Here is a 21,061-nt window from a genome sequence, read left to right on the forward strand (position 1 = left end):
GGCAAGCCCGGCGCCCGCGGCCGGCACGGCGGCGGCTCCGTCGCCGACAGCGGCGCCGACGAGCAAGCCGTTGGCTTCGCCCGCGGCGACACCTGTGCCGGCTGCGCCTGCCTACACGGGGAACGAGATCACGTGGGATCAATTTTTTGACTCGGAGAAGCAGGATACGCCTTCAAACCGCTTCTGGGATTTGAGCGGTAAAACCGTCGAAATTAAAGGCTTCATGGGCGAAGTGCTCTCTTTTGACAAGCACTGGTTCCTGCTCATTCCAAAGCCCGGCGCCGAGTGCCCGTTCGATAACGGGGATGAGACGTATTGGAACAAAATTATGATCGTCTTCGTGCCGGAAGGAGTGAAGCTGCGATACATGTCCGGACCGCTGAAAATCACCGGCAGGCTGGACGTCGGCATCAAACTCGACGAATCCGGCTACAAAACGATGTTCCGGCTGTACGACGCTTCGTTCGAGAAGATCAAGGAATAACGGCGGGTTGTCAGCATAATTCCTTCCTGGTTAGGCACAATACTAAATGGTTTAAAACCAGACAGCAGGAGGAATATACCCATGAAACAACCTGATCGCGAGACAACGACAAATAAGCTGCCCGTTGCGAAAAATGAGGATGTCGAGTTTTCCGCTGAGGTAGCGGACGCCGACGATTTTGAGGCAGCGGAGCGTGCGCAGGAAGCCGATTTTCGGCAGGAAGAGCAGTAAATGGCTGAGGTCGCGATTTTAGCTTATTTTCATTCCCCGGAGCAAGCAGAGGGTGCGGCAGCCAAACTGAAAGCTTTACGCGCCATCGATGTGCGAGTTGACCGCTTTTCCAACAATCTCGGCTTCGAGCTCGAGAATGCGATGGCGGACAGCATCGTGAGCAGCGATCACGATGTGGATACGGTCGGGCTGGACATAGTACTGACTGCCGTCGTTCATGCGGAGACCCGCGAGCAGGCGGCACGTGTCATCGAAGACGCAGGCGGCAAAATATGAAAAAAAGCACCGGCTTTGCGGATCGCCTTGATGGCGCGCAGGGCCGGTGCTTTTTATACATGTCAGAAAGTATATCCTCGAAGCAGCTCCATGTCTTCAGTAAACGCTACCGTCCTCGAAAGGACGGCGGAGCCGTTTATCTTTTGTCATAACTCCTGACTCATCAAATCTGTGAGCTTAGCCGGTTCATTCGTAATGATGCTCGCCACCCCGAGCGCCAGCATCTGCCTCATCATGCGCGCATCGTTGACCGTCCAAACGTAGACCTCTTTGCGATGTTCCGCACATTGGTCGACGAAACGGCCATTCACAAGCGTATAGGCGGCGGAAATGACATCATAATTGGTGCTGCTGAGGATCGGCTCCCAGTCGGAGGGCTTTTGCCCGACGATGAGTCCGGTTTTGATGGCGGGATTCAGCTCTTTCACCCGTTGCAGAAACTGCGCGTCGAAGGAGGTGACGATACAATCATTCACAAAATTATTCGCTTCGATCAACGCCACGGTTCTTTCGACAAGCCGCTTGCTGTGGCCGTTGTTTTTGAGCTCGATGTTTAGTTTCATATGTCCCTTTGCCGCCTGAATGACTTCTTCCAGCGTAGGGACGTGCTCCCCTTTGTATTTGGCGCTTTTCCAGCTGCCGGCATCCGCAGCTTTCAGCTCGGCCGAAGTGGCTTCCCACATATTTTTGCGAATCCCCGTAGTTCGGTACACACTGTCGTCATGCATGACCATCACGACGTCGTCGGATGTTTCCTGAACGTCAAGCTCGGCGAGGCCGGCTCTGTCTTTAATCGCTTGCTGGAAAGCGGCCATCGTATTCTCAGGAGCTTCCGCTGAACTGCCGCGATGGGCGGTCACTTGACTATAATTATCAGCCAGCATCGTTTGAGTAGACATAGGAACAACAAGCTGCAAGGAAAGCGCAACGAAAAGGGCTGATAATAATTTGTTCATACGTGTGTCACCGTTCTCTCTCAGGGGTAATGGATAAACTCTATACGCGAATCGTAGCAAAAAAGTTTTAGAAAAGATTTAGTTTTTTCAGGAAAAATAAAACGCTTACATGTTTCCTTTATTTTACCCGATGACCGAAGTGTAGTACAATGGTCTTTGTGAAAATAGGCCCGTTTCGGTCATAGCTTCACAGGCGATTATTTATAGAAGGAGCTGTACTTATGCTTTGGCAGGAATTAACCGTACATACGACAGAAGAAGCGATTGAAATGATTACGAATTTTGTACACGAACTGGGAGCCGGAGGCGTCTCCATCGAAGAGTCCGGCACCTTAAATAAAGAGCGGGACACGTCCTATGGGCAGTTGTACGAAGCTCCGCTGAACGATATTCCGGAAGGCCGGGCTGTCATTAAGGCATACTTTTATCAAGGGACAGAGATGGAGCCTATTCTCGAGAGTTTGAAGGCTTCCGTCGCTGAGCTCAGCACGTTCGACATCGATACAGGAGACCCAACGTTTGCGGTTGTGGAAGTGGACGATGAAGATTGGGCGCACGCGTGGAAAGCGTATTTTAAACCGTTCCGCATTACAGATCGTTTGACGATTAAGCCAACCTGGGAGGATTATGAGGCTTCCGAAGGAGAGTTGATTCTGGAGCTTGATCCGGGCATGGCGTTTGGCACCGGGACGCATGCGACGACGGCGCTTTGTCTGCGGACGCTGGAAAAAGTGTTGAAGTCCGGAGATGACGTGATTGATGTCGGCACGGGCTCCGGCATTTTGGCGATTGCGGCGGCGAAGCTTGGCGCGAAGCATGTATTGGCGGTTGACCTCGATCCGGTTGCCGTGGATAGTGCCAACGAGAATACGGTACAGAACCATCTGCAAGACCTCATTACGGTGAAACAAAGCGATCTGCTTGGCGTATTGAAAGAGAGCGAGACAGACAGTGCTTCGCAGCTTGGCGTGACGATACCGGTGCAGCTGGTCGTGGCGAATATTTTGGCGGAAGTAATTGTTACCTTCGTCTCCGATGTCTATGAGGTGCTGGAGCAAGGCGGCTACTACATCACGTCAGGCATTATTACAGAAAAAGAAGAGCTAGTAGAAAAAGCGCTTGTCGCCGCTCAGTTTACGATTGTAGAGAAAAACTATGAGAACAACTGGGTCGTGATTGTAGCCAGAAAGATGTAGGTGGTTCGCACATGGGAGGCTTACTGTTTTACGATTGGAATACGCTGCCGTTTGTGATTCTGGTGCTCGTCATTTCATTTACGGTGCATGAATTTGCGCACGCATACAGTGCGTACAAGCTGGGAGATCCAACTGCCCAGCATTTCGGCCGGGTTTCACTGAACCCGATGGTTCATTTGGACCTATTCGGTACGATTATGCTGCTGCTCGCGGGGTTTGGCTGGGCGAAGCCGGTGCCGGTGAATCGGGGGAATTTCAAAAAGCCGCGTCTGTACGGGATTATCGTAACGGCTGCGGGACCGATTAGCAATTTGATTCTTGCTTTTATTTCGATGTTCATATTGGCGTTATTTCATAAGAATGGCTGGTATGAAGGGTTGTCGACGGGAAGCGGCGATGCCATCCAGATTTTCCTAAGTCTGATGCTGAGCATTAACCTCACCTTGTTCTTGTTCAACTTGATCCCGATTCCGCCGCTCGACGGCTACCGGATCATTCAAGATTTGGTTGATCTGAAGTACTCGGAAGGACTGCAAAAGTTTGAGCAATGGGCTTCGGTTATTTTCCTTTTGGTCGTCTTTATACGACCGCTTAGACAGGTGACGCTTGATCCGTATTTAAGTTTAGGGAATGACATTGTTCGCTGGTTTGCAAAGCCAATTGCTTTTATGCTCGGTATGTAGGGGGAAAATCGCCAACCTCCCAATCCCATATAGCTTTTCTGAGACAAACAAGGTATGATGGTGAGTGGACGTTTTACAACGCACGATTCTTGAACGAATGACATGAATGCAGATAGAGGGGCTTGTACATGCAGCGTTATTTTTTACCGCCTGAACAGTTTTCTGCGGACGGACTTACCGTATCGATTGAGGGCGACGACGCCCATCATTTGCTGCGGGTGATGCGCGCGGAAGAAGGCGACGAAGTCATTTGCAGCAACGGACTGGATCGTGAAGTGCTCGTTCGGCTTACGGAGCTGGATAAGGGGCGAGTAACTGGAACGGTCGTTCAGGAATTGCCGATGAATGCGGAGGCGGCGGTTCAGGTGTGGATCGCGCAAAGCCTGCCCAAAGGCGATAAGATGGAACTCATTATTCAGAAAGGGACCGAGATCGGGGCAGCCCGGTTTCTTCCTTTTTTATCGGAGCGAACGATCGTTCAGTACGATGCGAAGAAAGAAGCGAAGCGGACAGAGCGCTGGCAAAAAATCGCCAAAGAAGCCGCGGAGCAGGCGCATCGCAATCGCGTGCCGCAGATTGAATCCGTCTATACGTGGAAACAATTGCTGCAGCGGGCGAAGGAAGCGGACGTCGCTTGGATATGCTATGAAAAAGAAGACGGTCAGCAGCTCCGGCCGGCGATTCAGGCGGCAGTGGATGCGGGGCGGCTCGCTCCAGGCAAGTCTGTTCTGATCGCGGTAGGGCCGGAAGGCGGATTTACAGAGCAGGAGATTCAGCAAGCTGAGGACGCGGGCTTTCGCTCGGTGTCGCTCGGCGCGCGCATTTTGCGGACGGAAACGGCTGCGATGGTGGGGCTGACCTGCCTGTTATATGAAACCGGAGAAATGGGAGGATAAGCACGATGGCAACGGTAGCGTTTCATACTTTGGGTTGTAAAGTGAATTTTTATGATACGGAAGCGATCTGGCAGCTGTTCAAGAACGAGGGCTATGAGCAGGTTGATTTTGAGCAGACAGCGGATGTATATGTCGTGAATACGTGTACGGTAACGAATACAGGCGATAAGAAGAGCCGGCAAATGATTCGCCGGGCAATTCGCCGCAATCCGGAAGCGATTGTTGCGGTGACAGGTTGTTACGCGCAGACGTCGCCAGCCGAAATTTTGGCAATTCCGGGCGTGGATATGGTCATCGGGACGCAGGACCGGGACAAGATCATTCCGCTCGTTAAGCAGTTTGAACAGGACCGCCAGCCGATCAACGCGGTGCGCAACATTATGAAAACACGCCAGTTCGAAGAACTGGACGTACCGGATTTTGCAGATCGGACACGAGCATTTCTGAAAATCCAGGAAGGCTGCAACAACTTCTGCACCTTCTGCATTATCCCTTGGTCGCGCGGTCTGATGCGCAGCCGTGAACCGCAGAGCGTGATTGCACAGGCTGAGCAGCTCGTAGCCGCAGGCTATCAGGAAATCGTGCTGACGGGTATTCATACCGGCGGATACGGCGAAGATTTGGAAGACTACAGCCTTGCGAAGCTGCTTTGGGATCTTGATAAAGTGGAGGGCTTGAAGCGCATTCGGATTTCTTCGATTGAAGCGAGTCAAATTACGGACGAAGTGATTGAGGTGCTGAAAGCTTCGGATAAAATGTGCCGCCATTTGCATATTCCTTTGCAAGCTGGCGACGATCAGGTGCTCGCACGCATGCGCAGAAAATACACGACCGAAGAATTCGCGCGTAAAATTGAGCGTCTGCACGAAATTATGCCCGATGTCGCGATCACGACGGACGTCATTGTTGGTTTTCCGGGTGAGACGGAAGAGATGTTCCGGAACGGCTATGCGTTCATGGAGCGCATGAAGTTTTCCGAGATGCACGTTTTCCCTTACTCCAAGCGGACGGGCACGCCTGCGGCGCGGATGGAAGACCAGATCGACGAAGAAATCAAGAACCAGCGCGTACATGAGCTGATCGATCTCTCCGAGAAAATGCAGCTCGCTTATGCGCAAAAGTTCGTTGGTCAAGTGCTTGAGGTGATTCCGGAACGCGCGTATAAAGGCGCCGAGAACAGCGGCTTGTACATGGGTTATTCGGACAACTATATGCAGCTTGTCTTTGAAGGTTCGGAAGATATGATCGGCGAAGTCTGCCGTGTGAAAGTGACGGAAGCCGGCGTCAATGAAAATAAAGGCCAACTGGTTCGCGTGATGGCGCCTGCGGCTGTTGTAAACTTGTAAGAACAGACGTCCCTCGGGACGGTATGCACCTCTAGGTGAAGTCGCTGCGGGTCAGGGCTGGCCTAGAGGTTTTCACGGTTATTCAATAAAACGACAGGGAGATTAACAACCATGACATTAAGCGCCAAAGAAATCGCATCCTATATCGACCACACCTTACTGAAAGCCGATGCCAGCACAGAAGCGATCTTAAAGCTTTGCGCGGAAGCGGCGGAGCACCAATTTTTCAGCGTTTGCGTGAACTCGCAATTCGTAGAAACGGCGGCCAAAGCGCTGGAAGGTACGGGTGTCAAGGTAGCGGCGGTTGTCGGTTTTCCACTGGGCGCGAGCCTTAGTGAGGTTAAAGCGTTTGAAGCGGCCGAAGCCGTGGAAAGTGGCGCCGTTGAGATTGATACGGTGCTGCCGATCGGTCTGCTGATGGAAGGCAACTATGATGCAGTGCGCTCTGATATCGAGCATGTCGTCGAGGCGGTGAAAGGCCAGGCGATTGTGAAAGTGATTATGGAAACAGGTTTTTTGACGGATGAGCAAAAAATCAAAGCCTGCCAGCTTTCTGAAGAAGCCGGGGCCCATTTCGTGAAAACGTCGACAGGCTTCGGTCCTGGCGGAGCGACGGTAGAAGACGTTCGTTTAATGCGCCAAAACGTATCGGGCCATATCGGCGTCAAAGCGTCCGGTGGCGTGCGCGATTTGCAAACGGCGATTGCGATGATTGAAGCGGGCGCAACGCGTTTGGGCACAAGCTCCGGTGTCGCTATTGTGAACGGAACGCAAGGCGCTTCCACGTATTAATGGCGCTTTCCGAAGCTACTTTATTTCGGAAAGTCGCCTAAGATAGCACAAGGGCAAAGCGATCAGGGAGCAGACGACGTTGAAAATCGTTTGCGACCGCGCGATTTGCGAGGACGCGTCGGCGGCCCACAGCCCGGAGACGGCAACAAGCTGGTGAATGAACGGGTAAAAAAGGACCGCTCCTCCGACGTTGAGGAGGATGTGGGACCACGCGACGTAGCGGCCGGCGCGGTTTGAGCTCATCCCGGCGATGAGCGCGGTCACACAGGTGCCAACATTGGCACCGATGGTGATTGCGACGCCGAGCTCGACGGGGATGCCCCCGACGGCGGCGAGGCCCATCGCCATCGCAATGACGGCGGCGCTGCTGTGCACGAGCGCTGTGACGGCTGCGCCTGCGAGGATGCCCCAGAGCAGGCTGGACTGCGCCTGGAGCACGAACCAGGCGAAAAGCCCCCGGGACTGCAGCGCAGGCCCGATGGTTTGCATGATCTCGATGCCGAGCAGCACGAGAGCAAAACCGCTGGCCGCGAGCGCGCCGTAGCGCACGCCGCGGAGCCAGGGTCGGCCGCTGCCTGCGGAGGCGGCCGCGGGGGTTACCGCCGCCGCGCCGGACTTGGCGGCGGAGCGATCGGGTCCGCCAGCCTGCGGCAGCGGACCGGCGATCCAGCTCGCGAGCCAGACGCCGGCGCTCGCGAGGAGCAACGGCACGCCGATGCCGCCGAGGCTGATCCCGATCAGCTCGGTGGTGAGGCACGTGCCGATGTTCGTCCCGAGAATGACGCCGAGCGTTCTCGGGAAGGAAAGGACGCCGCCGCCGACGAGGCCGATGGCGATGACGGTGATCGCGGAGCTGCTTTGCAGCGCCGCTGTGAGCACGGTGCCGGTGGCGAGGCCGCGGACCGGCGTTCGGGTGAACCGCTCCAGCCACTGCTGGAGGCGGGGGCCTGCCCAGGACTGAAGCGCGTTTTCCATCAGCTTCATGCCAAGCAGAAACAAAGCTAAGCCTGCGAGCACAGGCAGAATAATCGCATGCATCATGGCGAAATTCTCCTTTTCAAAGGCGTGTCGGATTTTTCGGTTTTCATCAATATATGTGAACGGGTAGACGAGCATGACAAGCCGGTCTTGGGAAGATTGGCTATCATGGCGGCGGCTGCCTGCCTTCATGCAAAGGACGGCTCAAATCTTATGTCAGCAGTATTTTTACATAAAAAGCGCAAACCACGATTAGAGCAGGGACACCCTTGGGTGTATAAAAGCGAAATTGAGCGTGTAGAAGGGGAAATCGCTCCTGGGCAATTGGTTGCGGTCCACACCCATACAGGCAAATATGTGGCGACAGGCTATTATAACGAAGCATCGCAAATTACGGTGCGCGTTGTCGCCTATCACCCGCTGGAAGAGATGACGACCGACTTTTTTATCGAGCGGTTTACGCAATGCCTCGCACACCGCGAACGGTTTGTGAAAGGTGCAGCATCGTATCGGCTCGTGTACGGTGAAGCGGATTTCCTTCCGGGACTGATTGTGGATAAATTTGAAGGGACGCTCGTCGTCCAGATTCTTACGCTTGGCATGGACCGCTGCCGCGATCGTATCGTTGAAGCGCTGGCGGCCGTTATGAAGCCGGAAGGCATCTATGAGCGCAGTGATGTGCCGGTTCGGGAGCTAGAAGGTTTGCAGCAGACGAAAGGCTTGCTGTACGGCACGTGTGAGCGCCATGTTGATATTTTGGAGAATGGTTTGCGTATCAGAGTGGACATTGAGGAAGGACAGAAGACAGGCTATTTCTTCGATCAGCGTGAAAATCGCGCCGCGATTGCGCCGCTGATGACCGGCTGGGGACACCGCAGCGGCATTGCGCTGCAAGAGGTAGAAGGCGCTGGCTTGCAGCCTGTGAATGCCAACGGTAAAGTCGTCACGTTCCCGTATTGGGACGGCGCGACAGTGCTGGAGTGCTTCTCGCATACGGGCAGCTTTACGCTTAATGCGTGCAAGTTCGGAGCCAAAAAGGTCACCTGCCTCGACATTTCCGAGCATGCGATTGAAAGCGCTAGGACGAACGTCGGGCTGAACGGTTTTGAAGACCGTGTCGAGTTCGTCGTGGCGGATGCGTTTGACTACTTGCGCACGCAGGTCAAAGGGCTGGACGAGCGCAAGCAGCGCGGGGCAGCGGGAACAGCAGGCAGCGCAAAGGTCGATACTTCGAAGCCGATCGCCAGCAGCGGCCGGACGTGGGACGTCGTCATTCTGGACCCGCCGGCGTTTGCCAAGACACGGAGCGCGGTCGAAGGCGCATGCCGCGGCTATAAAGATATTAATTTGCACGGCATGAAGCTTGTGAATGAAGGCGGCTATCTGGTGACGGCGAGCTGCTCCTACCACATGCATCCGGAGTTGTTCCTGGAAACGATTCATGCCGCCGCGACAGATGCCGGGAAAATTCTGCGTCTCGTTGAGTTTCGCGCAGCAGGGATGGACCACCCGCGCATTTTGGGTGTGGATGAGGGGCACTATTTGAAGTTTGCGATTTTTGAGGTGCGCAGCAAGGCGTAGCTATAGGTGAAGTTTGTTGGCAGCAATGGGCTATCAATGAACGGGCAAAGCTCTTATTTCGAGCTTTGCTTTTTTGCGCTTCAATGGTAGAATAGAATATATGTTCCTATTTTTGGGATTTCCCCATCATCTACCACGCTTAGTTCCGTTGTGAATTATGATAGAATGGTAGAATTGATATAATGGTGATCTGATGATGGCCGTGGATGGCAAGCATGCATCGCGGTTGATGCGAGGATAGAGGAGGCGCTGTATGTCTATACGATTTGTGATCGGCAGAGCCGGAAGCGGGAAAAGCGAACGCTGTCTGACGGAAATGAAGCGGCAGTTGGCTGCGTCGCAGGAAGGAGCGCCGCTCATTCTGCTCGTGCCGGAGCAAGCGACGTTTCAAGCGGAGCATGCGCTTGTAGCCGATCCTGCGATTCGCGGCATGATCCGCGCGCAGGTGCTGAGCTTTCACCGGCTGGCGTGGCGCGTCATGCAGGAAGAAGGCGGTACGGCGCGTTTGCCGATTGATGATACAGGCAAGAAATTGCTGTTGACCAGCATTTTACATACATATAAGGACGAGCTGCGCTTATTCGGCCATACCGCCGAACAAATGGGCTTTGTCGACAGGTTGAACCAGCTGTTTACGGAAATGAAGCGGTACTGCGTCAGCGCTGAGCACTTGGCCAAGCATGAAAGCGGACGTGCGGCGTCGGCTGGCGAGAGCGGCCTGCTGCGCAGCAAAATGCACGATATTCAGCTCATTTATCGGCAGTTTGAAGCGGAGCTTGCCCGGCAGTATTTGGACGGCGAGGATTATTTGAGCCTGCTGGCTGAACAGGTTCCGGCATCGTCCTATTTGCGCAGCGCCGAAGTTTGGATCGACGGTTTTCACGGGTTTACCCCGCAGGAATTCCAGGTGCTAGGTGCGTTATTTGCGGCGTGTACGCAAGTGACAATTACCCTTTGCCTCGATCGGGAGCTGCAGGCCGGGGATACACCGGATGAACTGGATTTATTTCATAGCACAGCGAAGACGATGGTGCGGCTGCAGGAGCTGATCCATCAGCTCGGTCTGGATGCGCCGGAGGTGATGGTGCTAGAGCCGGAAGTATCTCCGCGTTACGAAAACGCTCCCGCGCTGGCGTACCTGGAGCGGCAGTTCGACCGCCGTATTGGCGGTCGTGCCACCAAATATAAAGGGCGGGAAGGCGAGAAGCTGAGCGATCAGCTGGTGATCCGGGAAGCGGTGCATCGGCGAGCAGAGGTCGAGGGAGCGGTTCGCGATATGCTGCGGCTCGTTCGTGAACATGGCGTTCGCTGGCGCGAAATGGCCGTCATGGTGCGGAACATGGAAGGGTATCAGGATCTGCTGGACATGGTGCTGACGGATCAAGGAATTCCGCACTTTTTTGACCAGAAGCGTTCTGTACTGCATCATCCGCTCGTCGAGTTTATTCGGTCGGCGCTTGAGGTCGTGATGCACAATTGGCATTATGATGCCGTGTTCCGCTGTATTAAGACGGATTTGCTGCTGCCTCTCGAAGCACGGGATCATCGAGCAGACATGGACAAACTGGAAAATTATGTACTGGCTTTCGGCATTCAAGGTTACCGTTGGACGGATAACAAGCCTTGGACGTATTCCCTGCGCGCTAATTTGGAGCAGGAGGAGCAGCCGCAGATTTCGGATATTGAAGCGCATCAGGCGATCCACCGCAGCCGCAATTGGGTGGCTCAGCCGCTGCAGGCGTTTGCCAAACGCTTGGGACAGGCACGCACGGTCAAGCAGCGCGTCGAGGCTGTATATGAGCTGCTCGTTGACGTGAATGCACCCGACAAGCTGGAGATTTGGGGCCAGGAAGCGACGGAAGCCGGGCATCCGGAGAAAGCGCGCGAGCACAGCCAAATGTGGGGCTCCATCATGGATATGTTCGATCAGTTGGTCGAAACGATGGGCGAAGACGAGGTGTCGGCCGAGCTGTTCAGCTCATTGATTGAAACCGGCATGGAAAGCATGAAGCTCGGACTTGTTCCTCCATCGATGGATCAACTTCTGATTGGCAGCATGGATCGAACGCGCTCAAGCGGTATTCGCTATGCGTATATTTTAGGGGTTAATGACGGTGTCATTCCTGCTCAGATGGAGGAAAAAGGCGTCCTGACCGAAGCTGAGCGCGAAACGCTGCTCGCTTCCGGCTTGCCGATGGCCGACGGAAGTCGGCGCAAGCTGCTGGACGAGCAATTTATTATCTACACGTCACTGACCGTGCCGGGGCGCCGGCTCTGGCTCAGCTACCCGCTTGCGGACGAAGAGGGCAAATCGTTGCTTCCTTCCGAGCTGATCAAGCAAATGCGCACTTTATTTCCGGGGACGGATGCGCCTCTGCTGCTGGCTGAGCCTTCACTGGAGCTGCCGCTTGAGGAGCAAGCTGAGTACCTCTCTCACCCGGTTCCTGCGATTGCTTATCTGGGGACAAGGCTCAAACATTGGATGCTGGGCGGCAAGCTGCCCGACTTGTGGTGGGAGGCATACAATTGGTATGCCGATCATCCGGTGTGGCGTCCGCAGCTACACACGTTGATTCAGGCGCTGCACTATACGAACGCGGAGAAGCGGTTGTCGGCGCCGACGAGCAAGCTCCTGTACGGACAGCATTTGCGAGCGAGCGTGTCGCGAATGGAGAAATATGTGGCCTGTCCGTTCTCCCATTTCGTTTCTCACGGTCTTAGGCTGCAGGAGCGCCACGTGTACCGGCTGGAAGCGCCGGACATCGGCCAGTTGTTCCACGCAGCGCTTAATCGTTTTGTACAAGGGCTGCAGCAGGATCAGCTGGCATGGGGCGAACTTTCGGCGGAGGCATGTATGGAGCGTTCGGCGGCTGTCGTGGACGAACTCACGCCACGTCTGCAAAGCGAGATTTTGCTCAGCTCCAGCCGTTATGGGTATATTGCTCGAAAGTTAAAGCAAGTGGTCGGCAAAGCCGTTGTGATGTTGGGCCAGCATGCCAAACATGGCAAGTTTGCGCCGCTTGGACTTGAAATTGATTTTGGGCCGGGAAAAACGCTGCCGCCGCTCACGTTCCAGCTGGAAAACGGCTGCACGATGGAAATTATTGGACGAATTGACCGTGTGGACCGCGCGGAAGGCGAGCAGGGCGTACTTTTGCGCGTTATTGATTATAAATCGAGCCAGACGGCGCTGCAGCTGTCGGAAGTGTACTACGGGCTGTCGCTGCAAATGCTGACGTATCTGGATGTCATTTTAACCCATGCCGAGACGTGGTTGGGCGTAGAAGCAAAGCCGGCCGGAGTGCTTTATTTCCATGTGCACAACCCGATGCTGCAACGTAAAAATGCGCTCGATCCGGACGAGGTTGAGAAGGAATTGTTCAAACGTTATAAAATGAAAGGTCTTGTCACTGCGGATGCCGAAGTGGCGGGTTTGATGGATGATGAGCTGACGGTGCAAGCCGGACATTCCCGGCTTATTCCGGTGGCGCTCAAGAAAGACGGCAGTTTCTATTCGACTTCTTCCGTGGCGACGGAAGAGCAGTGGGATACTTTGCGCAACTATGTGCGCGGGCAGGTAAAGCGGATCGGCACCGATATTACGGACGGTCACGTTGAGATTGCGCCATTTCGGTTAGGGAAGAAAACGGCGTGCACGTTCTGCGATTATGCTTCAATTTGCCAAATTGATCCTATGTTTGAAGGCAACGACATTCAGGTACTGCGTCAGCCGTCCAAGGATCAGCTCTGGGCCGATATGGCGAGCAGGAGCGGCCATTCAGCTTTGCAGGAAGGAGGAGTAGCGGATGAATCAAGTTCAAGAGCCTAAACCGGCGGGAAGCACGTGGACGGACGACCAGTGGGACGCGGTTACGTTAAAAGGTCAGCATATGCTCGTTGCGGCGGCGGCCGGCTCCGGCAAAACGGCGGTGCTGGTTGAGCGCATTATCCGCCGTATCTCGAATGAGTGGGAGCCGCTGGACGTGGATCGTTTGCTAGTCGCAACTTTTACGAAAGCGGCGGCTTCGGAGATGAAGCACCGGATTCGGGAAGCGCTCGAGAAAGAACTGGTGAAGCAGCCAAACTCGCAGCATTTGCGCAAGCAGCTTGCCCTAATGGGCAAGGCGTCGATCACGACGCTCCACTCGTTCTGTCTTGAGGTGGTTCAGCGTTATTTTAGCTTGATTCAGCTGGATCCGGGCTTTCGCATCGCCAATGAGACGGAGGCGGATCTGCTCCGGCAGGATCTGCTCGGCGAGATGCTGGAGTCTTACTACACCGTGAGCGGCGAAGACAGCGCGTTTTGGCGGTTAGTCGATTCGTTCAGCGGTGAACGGAACGACAGCGCCATTATGCAGCTGATTCAGAAGCTGTACGATGTATCGCGCAGCCATCCTTGGCCTGAGCATTGGCTGCGGACTACGGCTTCGATGTTTGGTCCGCCGAAGGCTCCGGAAAGTGCAGAGAGTGTGCAAGCCGAGCAAGGGCTTCATGAGGCGCTGCCGCTCGTTGCGGCATCCTCGGCGACCGTTGATTTCGAGCTGTGGGAAAATAGCCTTAAGCGGGATTTGTCGCTGGAACTGCAAGGGGCGGCGGACCTGCTGCTGCAGGCGCAGGCGATCGCCGACAGTCCGGGCGGGCCTGCACCGTACCTGGACAATTTGCGCGAGGATTTGGAACTCGTTCATAATTTGTTGGAAACGATCGCATATCCTTGGTCCGTTCTGTATCGCGGTTTTCAGACCGTCGAATTCGGTAAATTGAAAGCCTGCAAGGGCGATGGCTACGACAAAGCGATGCAAGAGGAAGTCAAGGGGCTTCGCAATAAAGCCAAAGACGGGATCAACAAGCTGAAAGAAGAGCTGTTCGGCCGAACGCCGGAGCAGTTCCAGCAGGAAGTGGCGGATATGGCGCCGCTGCTTCATACGCTTGTTGATTTGGTCGTCGATTTTGGCGGGCGGTATCAGCAGGCGAAAGCCGAGAAAGGGCTTATTGATTTTGCCGATCTGGAGCACTACTGCTTGCAAATTCTTAGTGCGCCAGGCTCGCTGCCGGGAGAATTAATTCCTTCCGAGGCGGCGGAAGCCTACCGCAGACAGTTTGCGGAGGTGTTGCTCGACGAGTATCAGGATACGAACCGAGTGCAAGAAGCGATCGTTGACCTGATTTCGACGGGGAAGCCGGGGAATCGGTTTATGGTCGGAGATGTGAAACAGAGCATCTATCGGTTCCGGTTGGCGGAGCCGGGGCTCTTTATGGAGAAATACAAGGCGTACGCCTCGGATAAAAGTGCGATGAAGCTCCCGGCGGCAGCGGGCGGGCGAATCGATCTCGCGCGGAATTTCCGCAGCCGGGTGGAAGTGGTGGACGCGGTTAACTTTATTTTTAAGCAAGTGATGAATGAGACCGTCGGCGAAATTTCCTATGATGAGCGTGCGGAATTGGTTTATGGCGCAGGGTATCCGCCTTCAGCCTCGGATTGTGCGGTAGAGCTTATGTTGATTGATCGCGGTTTGGATGCGGGAGCAGAGAAAGAGCAGGAGAGCGCTGAAGATGGCGATGAAGCGAGCGATGGTCAGGATGATGCCAACGATCTGGCTGCGGAAGCGCAGGAGCTGGAGACGGCGCAGCTCGAGGCGCGTACTATTGCGAAGCAGATTAAAGAACTGCTTGGGCAAGATGGCGGGACAAGATTCCAGGTGTTCGATAAGCGAATCGGCGGAGATCGTCCGGCTACGTATCGGGATATTGTGATTTTGCTGCGCGCTACGCAAGCGTGGTCGCCAATTCTAATTGATGAGCTCAAAAAACAAGGAATTCCAGCTTATGCGGAGCTGAGCACCGGTTACTTTGCGGCAACGGAAGTGGAAGTGATGCTGTCCTTGCTTAAAGTGATCGACAATCCTTTTCAGGACATTCCGCTTGCCGCAGTTCTGCGTTCTCCGCTCGTTGGACTGCATGCGGAGGAGCTCGCGCAGATTCGGGCAATCGACAAATCCGTTCCTTTCTATGAGTCGGTCTGTCGCTGGGTGAAGCAGGGCGCTGAGGAAGAACAGGGAGAGCTGTATACGAAAGTGACCTCGTTCCTCGTGCAGCTCGAAGCTTGGCGCGATGAAGCGCGGCAGGGCTCGCTGGCGACGATGATCTGGGGCATTTTCCGGGCGACGGGTTACTACAACTATGCTGGCGGCCTTCCTGGCGGCAATCAGCGGCAAGCGAATCTTCGAGCGCTGTATGACCGGGCCAAACAGTATGAGAGCACGTCGCTGCGCGGCTTGTTCCGCTTCCTGCGCTTTATTGAGCGAATGAAGGAAAGCGGCGGCGATCTGGGTACGGCACGGGCGCTTGGTGAGCAAGAGGACGTTGTGCGCATTATGTCCATTCATAAGAGCAAGGGGCTTGAATTCCCTGTCGTTTTTGTGGCGGGCATGTCCAAAATGTTTAATCAGCGCGATTTGAACGAGCCGTTTCTGCTTCATAAAGAGCTGGGCTTCGGTCCCCGTTATGTCGATACACGTCTGCGTGTCAGCTACCCGACGCTTCCATCACTTGCGATTAAGAAAAGATTGAAGCTGGAAATGTTGGCAGAAGAAATGCGCGTACTCTACGTTGCCCTGACGCGGGCGCGGGAGAAACTGTATCTCGTCGGCACCGTCAAGTCACTGGACAAGCTGCTGCGGAATTGGGGGCGGATGCTGAGCCGCAGTGGGTGGTATTTGCCGGATTTCGAGCTTGCCAAAGCGAAAAGCTATCTGGACTGGGTAGGACCAGCCGTGCTGCGGCATCCGGATGCGGCTGCGTGGCGCGAGCGTATCAGCATCACGAACGATGCTTCAGGCGTCAATTTGTTGGAGGACGGCTCGGCGTGGCGCGTGTCCGTCCACACGCCGGAGAGCTTGCTATTCGAGGATGAGGCAGCTGAAGCTGATGATGTCCCTGATCTTTTACGGCTGGAAGCACTTCGAGCCGGGGAGCATGTGCTGACTGAGGGGAAATGGCAGGCACTTCTTGAAGCTAACCTTTCCTGGCAATATGCGTTCTCAGAGGCGTCCAAGCGGTTTGCCAAGACGACCGTTTCCGAAATGAAGCGGCTCTCGGAGCTGAATCGCCTTTCCAGCGAACTGGAGTTTCCAGCGGCGCTTGGTCAGGAGTTGGAAGCGTCAGATGTCAAGAGCAGGAAGCCGGGTACGATTTGGCGAAGACCTAAATTCATGAGCGACAAGAAGCTGACGGCTGCGGAGATCGGTACGGTGGTGCACGCCGTGATGCAAAATCTTGCGCTGGACAGCAAGCCGACGCAAGCAAGCATTGAAGCAACACTGGACGGGATGCTGCGCAAACAGACGCTCACGCTTGCGCAGCGGGAAGTGGTCGACATCCCTGTTATGCTGACGTTCTTTGATACGCCGGTTGGGAAGCGAATGCTGGCTGCTCGGAACGTGCAGCGCGAGGTGCCGTTTAGCTACGGATTGCCGGCAGAGGAAGTATACGGCGATGACGATCGGTCTTTTCAAGGAGAAACTGTCCTGATTCAAGGGGTCATTGACTGTCTATTCGAGGATGAGCTGGGACTCGCGCTCGTCGATTACAAGACGGATGCGGTTCGGGGCAGCGGCGACGAAGAGCTCAGGCAGCGGTATGAGAAGCAGATTTCACTGTACGCGCGCGCGGTTGAACAGATTTTGAAGCGACCTGTACGCGACAGGTTTCTATACTTTTTTGACGGTGCGAAGTTGCTGGAAATGTAAAAAGGTTGTTCAAAAAGGAGGAGAAGGCTATTCGTATTTTACATACGGCGGACTGGCATTTTGGCAGATCGCTGGAAGGCCGCAGCCGAATGACGGAGCAGGTCGCTTTTATGGACGAGCTAGTGAATGTTGTGCGGGATGAGGGTATCGATGTTGTGCTGATTGCAGGCGACATCTACGACAGCGTCAACCCGCCGGCGGCAGCGGAGCAGTTGTTCTATGAAGGCATCGCGAGATTGTCGGATGGCGGCAAGCGACAGGTCGCTGTCATTTCCGGCAACCATGATCACCCGGATCGGCTTGCGGCTTCGGGGCCGCTTGCCGCTGCGCAGGGGATTACACTGGTCGGCTCGCCAATCGCCGAGTGCTTGTCGATCGGCGTCAGCCGTACCGGCGAGCTCGCGCGCGTGATTGCATTGCCGTATCCTTCGGAATCCCGGCTGAAAGAGTTACTGTCCGACGTTGCCGATGAAGAAGTGCTGCGGGGCCAATATTCTGACAAAGTGGCTTCGCTCATTCGCAGGCAAGCCCTTTCTTTTGAAGCGGGAACGGTCAACTTGCTGATGAGCCATCTTTATGTGTTGGGCGGTCAAGAGACGGAATCGGAGCGTCCGATCCAAGTCGGCGGCGCCTATACCGTCGATACGACGGCACTGAATTGCGGCGCACAGTATGTTGCGCTGGGACACCTGCACCGCCCGCAAATGGTGAAAGCGGCATCGCCCATGCGGTACAGCGGTTCGCCGCTGGCGTACAGCTTCTCGGAAGCGGGGCAGGCAAAGTCGGTGACGCTGCTTGATTTGGCGCCGGGGCAGGCAGCTGAGCCGCAGGAGATTTTTTTAACCTCAGGCAGGCCCTTAGTCAGTTGGAAAGCGAAAGAAGGCATTGGCCAAGTCTATCAATGGCTGGAAGAGAAACGCGATGCCAATGCCTGGATTGATTTGGAGATTTCAATGACCTCGGCGATGTCGATGGAACAGATTCAGTCGCTGCGCAAGGCGTATGACGGCTTCATTCATATTCGTCCGATCTACCCGGAAATGGAAGCGGCGCGGATTGCGCTGCCGAAGAAGGCGCTCTCGATGGAGGAGCATTTTATGCGTTTCTATGCAAGGCAGACAGGTGGTGCGCAGCCTGAGCCGGAATTGGTACGGCTGTTTCTGGAATTGCTTGAAGATGGAGAACGGGAGGAAGCGTCCGGCGAGTAGGAAAGTTATTCGAAAGGGATGATTGTGGATAACTTTGCGCCTAAAAGCGGGATGAATGGAAAGGAAGGAGGGACGCCATGCGTCCGGTTCAATTACAAATGTCCGGGTTACAGAGCTACCGGGAGCTGCAGACGATTGATTTTAGCCGGCTGATCGATGCGGGGGTATTCGGAATTTTCGGACCTACGGGCAGCGGCAAGTCCTCGATTCTCGACGCGATTACGCTTGCTCTCTACGGGAAGGTTGAGCGGGCGAGCGGAGGTACGCAGGCGATTATGAACCATGCGGAAACGGCGTTGTTCGTTTCTTTTACTTTCGAGTTGACGAATGCGGCGGGCTCTACGCGATACAAGGTTGAGCGCCAATTCAAGCGGGGAACGGAACTTTCGATTAACGGCACGATTGCGCGTCTTGTCCGCATTGCGGATGGCGAGACCGTTGTACTGGCGGATAAGGCGGGTGAGGTGAACCAGCAGGTCCAGCATATTTTGGGGTTGTCGATGCAGGATTTCACGAGAGCCGTTGTCCTGCCGCAGGGGAAATTCGCCGAGTTCCTGACGTTGACGGGCAAAGACCGCAGGCAAATGCTGCAGCGGTTGTTCCATTTGGAGTCCTACGGCGACCAATTGAGTCAGAAAGTGAGCTCCAGGGTAAAAGAAACGGACAGCAGCGTCAAGCAGCTCGCTGCCGAGCAGCAAGGGCTTGGGGATGCGTCTGCGCAGGCGATGGAAGATGCCAAGCGCAAGCTGGAGGAAGCCGAGCAGGCTGAGGCTCAGAGCCGCCATCGTGTGGCAGAGCAAGAACGTGTTTATGAGGAACACAAGCTGATCCATGGTTGGCAGTCGGATGCCGAGGGCTTGGAGTCTCAGCAGCGAAAGCTGCAGGAGAGCGAGCCGTCTATAAAGGAAAAGGAAGTGTTGCTGCAACTCGCAGAGAAGGCGCAACAGGTGCAGCCCTTCTTGGCGCAGCATGCGCTGGCGGTGAAGGAGATTGCGGCGGCCGAAGCCAAGCAGCTTGAGACGGCTGATGCTCATAAGCAGGCTGAGCTGGCGTATACTGTCGCTGCTCAGGCAGCAGAGCAGGCACAGCAGGAGCTAAGCGCGCAGGAAGGCCCGCTGCTGCTGCGTCTGGATCAATTGGAGCAGGCGCGCGTGCTGGCGCAAGAGCTGAGCGGTTTGCAGCAGCAAATGCAGACGGTAACGGCGCAGCGGAAGGAAGCCGGCGATGCTTGGGATAAACTCCAAGCGGAAATCGCCAAGTCGCAGGAGACGAAGCAAAAAGCGCTCGTCAAGCAAGCGGATCTCAAGGCGCAGCTTGGCGGGATTGACACGAATGCGGCGGTCCGTCAGACGCTGCAAGCGGCGGTTCATGCGAAGCGCGCGATTGAGCAGCAGAATGAGCAGAAGCTGGAAGCGGAGTCGCATCAGGCTGCGAAGCAGCAGGCGTTTGAAGACGTGTTGGCAAGAGAAGCTGCGTTTGGGGAGAAGCGGGGTACCATGGGCTGCCGGCTTGCTTCCTGGCGGGGCGAGGCGGTCGCCGTTCGGGAACGTATGCAAAATGGGCTTGGAGAGGTTGCCCGTCAATTGGCTGGACTTCAGACCTGGCTGGATGAGGAACGCAAACGCTGGAAGCAGCGGGAGCGCCAAGCGCTGGCTGAACTTCTGGCCAGCGAACTGCAAGATGGCGAGGCATGCCCGGTGTGCGGCTCGCTCGATCATCCTGCTAAGGGTGGTCATGACAGTGTGATGGGGGAATCGTCGCGGGAAGATGATCTCCAGCTTGCCGAGCAACTGCTGCTTCGGGTGAGGGAAGGGCAGTATTCAGCCGTTCAATTGGATCGGAAACAGGCGTCATTATGGCAAGAGGCGGTTGCGCTGGGCATGCGTTGGGAGAACAACGTGGATGCTTCGGTGACTGGTGATGAGCTGTTGGCACTGCGTGAAGCTGCGGCGGGACATGCGGACTTGGAGGAGGCGTCTGTCAGCGGCGAGCCGGAAGCGAAGGTCGCTTCGGTTGCGGCGTGGCAGCGCGTTTGGCAGGCTGTTGAATTGGAATTAGGCGATCTGGGCAATGTCTGGGAACAACTGGAAGCTTCATTCGGAGAGCTTCAACGCATGCAGCGAACGATGGAACAGGAAGCCGTGCTGCTGCAAGCGCAAAAGGAGACAGCGCTGGCTGTGTTGGAAGAAGCGAAAGCGAAGGCTTCGCGCATTCGGGCATCTATGGAGGTGCAGCGCAGCGAGTGGACACGGACGTATGCGGGTCTGGACTGGCAGCAGGCGGATCAGCAGCTGGAGGGGTTGCTTGCCAATGAGCGGCTGGCTGAGGAGCTGCGCGGACGGATTGAGAAAAGCGTGCCGTTTCTCGAGGAGCTGCAGGCGAGTCTTGAGGCTTTGCAGCGTGCGGCGCAGGAGCAGGACCGCCTCGCGCTCCAACTGGATGAGCGCTTGCAGGGACTTGCGCAGCTGGCTGCTGATAAGACGCGGCAGCTCGAAGCGCGCACTGGCGGCGCGGACGTGGCGCCGCTGATTGCAGAGGCGACTGCCGCGCTCGAGCGTCTGCGCCGGCGTGCGCAGGCGACCAAGCTTGCGCACGCGTCTGCGCAAGCGGCGCAGTCCCAAGCGGCGCAGCGCGCCAGTGCCGCCGCCGAAGCCGCTGCCGCCGCGGCGCGGCAGCTGGCCCAGGC

The 21,061-nt window shown here is 55.6% G+C and carries 14 protein-coding genes and 1 pseudogene; 13 read left to right on the forward strand and 2 right to left on the reverse strand.

Annotated features, from left to right (window positions below; genetic code table 11):
- From ABE504_RS32805 to ABE504_RS32815, 3 genes and pseudogenes are all read left to right on the forward strand, one after another.
- A pseudogene (locus ABE504_RS32805) lies at positions 1-484 on the forward strand (hypothetical protein); the annotation flags it as partial.
- Between the two features lie 81 nt (positions 485-565).
- Positions 566-715, forward strand: a complete 150-nt coding sequence (locus ABE504_RS32810) for a YfhD family protein (RefSeq protein WP_430096924.1) — start codon at positions 566-568, stop codon at positions 713-715.
- Positions 716-991, forward strand: a complete 276-nt coding sequence (locus ABE504_RS32815; RefSeq protein ID WP_430096925.1) for a hypothetical protein — start codon at positions 716-718, stop codon at positions 989-991. It abuts the gene before it with no gap.
- 146 nt (positions 992-1,137) lie between these two features.
- Here ABE504_RS32815 and ABE504_RS32820 read toward each other — a convergent pair whose 3' ends face one another.
- A complete protein-coding gene (locus ABE504_RS32820) occupies positions 1,138-1,947 on the reverse strand; it encodes a glycerophosphodiester phosphodiesterase (RefSeq protein ID WP_430096927.1) in 810 nt (269 codons plus the stop codon).
- Between the two features lie 221 nt (positions 1,948-2,168).
- On the opposite strand from ABE504_RS32820, the gene prmA reads away from it, so the two are divergent.
- The 5 genes from prmA (at position 2,169) to deoC (ending at position 6,860) form a co-directional block, all read left to right on the forward strand.
- Positions 2,169-3,143, forward strand: a complete 975-nt coding sequence (gene prmA, locus ABE504_RS32825; RefSeq protein WP_430096928.1) for a 50S ribosomal protein L11 methyltransferase — start codon at positions 2,169-2,171, stop codon at positions 3,141-3,143.
- Positions 3,144-3,154: 11 nt separating this feature from the next.
- Positions 3,155-3,826, forward strand: coding sequence for a site-2 protease family protein (locus ABE504_RS32830; RefSeq protein WP_430096930.1), 672 nt, complete (start codon positions 3,155-3,157; stop codon positions 3,824-3,826).
- A 128-nt stretch (positions 3,827-3,954) separates the two neighbouring features.
- Positions 3,955-4,722: a 16S rRNA (uracil(1498)-N(3))-methyltransferase gene (locus tag ABE504_RS32835; RefSeq protein WP_430096932.1), complete on the forward strand. Its 768-nt coding sequence runs from the start codon at positions 3,955-3,957 to the stop codon at positions 4,720-4,722.
- A 5-nt stretch (positions 4,723-4,727) separates the two neighbouring features.
- A complete protein-coding gene (gene mtaB, locus ABE504_RS32840) occupies positions 4,728-6,068 on the forward strand; it encodes a tRNA (N(6)-L-threonylcarbamoyladenosine(37)-C(2))-methylthiotransferase MtaB (RefSeq protein ID WP_430096933.1) in 1,341 nt (446 codons plus the stop codon).
- Between the two features lie 111 nt (positions 6,069-6,179).
- A complete protein-coding gene (gene deoC, locus ABE504_RS32845; protein WP_430096935.1) occupies positions 6,180-6,860 on the forward strand; it encodes a deoxyribose-phosphate aldolase in 681 nt (226 codons plus the stop codon).
- Between the two features lie 15 nt (positions 6,861-6,875).
- Here the strand turns inward: deoC and ABE504_RS32850 are convergent, their stop codons facing one another.
- Positions 6,876-8,030, reverse strand: a complete 1,155-nt coding sequence (locus ABE504_RS32850) for a Na/Pi cotransporter family protein (protein ID WP_430096937.1) — start codon at positions 8,028-8,030, stop codon at positions 6,876-6,878.
- A gap of 21 nt (positions 8,031-8,051) precedes the next feature.
- On the opposite strand from ABE504_RS32850, the gene ABE504_RS32855 reads away from it, so the two are divergent.
- The 5 genes from ABE504_RS32855 to ABE504_RS32875 form a co-directional block, all read left to right on the forward strand.
- Positions 8,052-9,419: a class I SAM-dependent rRNA methyltransferase gene (locus ABE504_RS32855; protein WP_430096938.1), complete on the forward strand. Its 1,368-nt coding sequence runs from the start codon at positions 8,052-8,054 to the stop codon at positions 9,417-9,419.
- A gap of 253 nt (positions 9,420-9,672) precedes the next feature.
- Positions 9,673-13,248, forward strand: a complete 3,576-nt coding sequence (gene addB, locus ABE504_RS32860; RefSeq protein WP_430096939.1) for a helicase-exonuclease AddAB subunit AddB — start codon at positions 9,673-9,675, stop codon at positions 13,246-13,248.
- Positions 13,226-17,167 (forward strand): helicase-exonuclease AddAB subunit AddA, encoded by a 3,942-nt coding sequence (gene addA, locus ABE504_RS32865; RefSeq protein WP_430096940.1) that lies wholly within the window; start codon positions 13,226-13,228, stop codon positions 17,165-17,167. The genes addB and addA overlap by 23 nt, the downstream gene beginning before the upstream one ends.
- A gap of 29 nt (positions 17,168-17,196) precedes the next feature.
- Entirely contained in the window at positions 17,197-18,375 is a 1,179-nt protein-coding gene (locus ABE504_RS32870) for an exonuclease SbcCD subunit D (RefSeq protein ID WP_430096943.1), read from the forward strand.
- Between the two features lie 77 nt (positions 18,376-18,452).
- A partial coding sequence (locus ABE504_RS32875) for an AAA family ATPase (protein WP_430096942.1) occupies positions 18,453-21,061 on the forward strand: 2,609 nt, incomplete at its 3' end.

The organism is Paenibacillus oryzisoli, from assembly GCF_050467285.1.
Lineage (GTDB): Bacteria > Bacillota > Bacilli > Paenibacillales > NBRC-103111 > Paenibacillus_E > Paenibacillus_E oryzisoli_A.

Bases quoted from the DNA above. Each gene is read 5' to 3' on its own strand.
- ABE504_RS32810 (WP_430096924.1), top strand. From the start codon at position 566: ATGAAACAACCTGATCGCGAGACAACGACAAATAAGCTGCCCGTTGCG.
- addA (WP_430096940.1), top strand. From the start codon at position 13,226: ATGAATCAAGTTCAAGAGCCTAAACCGGCGGGAAGCACGTGGACGGAC.
- addB (WP_430096939.1), top strand. From the start codon at position 9,673: ATGTCTATACGATTTGTGATCGGCAGAGCCGGAAGCGGGAAAAGCGAA.
- ABE504_RS32850 (WP_430096937.1), bottom strand. From the start codon at position 8,030: ATGAAGGCAGGCAGCCGCCGCCATGATAGCCAATCTTCCCAAGACCGG.
- mtaB (WP_430096933.1), top strand. From the start codon at position 4,728: ATGGCAACGGTAGCGTTTCATACTTTGGGTTGTAAAGTGAATTTTTAT.
- ABE504_RS32830 (WP_430096930.1), top strand. From the start codon at position 3,155: ATGGGAGGCTTACTGTTTTACGATTGGAATACGCTGCCGTTTGTGATT.
- deoC (WP_430096935.1), top strand. From the start codon at position 6,180: ATGACATTAAGCGCCAAAGAAATCGCATCCTATATCGACCACACCTTA.
- ABE504_RS32820 (WP_430096927.1), bottom strand. From the start codon at position 1,947: ATGAACAAATTATTATCAGCCCTTTTCGTTGCGCTTTCCTTGCAGCTT.
- ABE504_RS32855 (WP_430096938.1), top strand. From the start codon at position 8,052: ATGTCAGCAGTATTTTTACATAAAAAGCGCAAACCACGATTAGAGCAG.
- prmA (WP_430096928.1), top strand. From the start codon at position 2,169: ATGCTTTGGCAGGAATTAACCGTACATACGACAGAAGAAGCGATTGAA.
- ABE504_RS32815 (WP_430096925.1), top strand. From the start codon at position 716: ATGGCTGAGGTCGCGATTTTAGCTTATTTTCATTCCCCGGAGCAAGCA.
- ABE504_RS32835 (WP_430096932.1), top strand. From the start codon at position 3,955: ATGCAGCGTTATTTTTTACCGCCTGAACAGTTTTCTGCGGACGGACTT.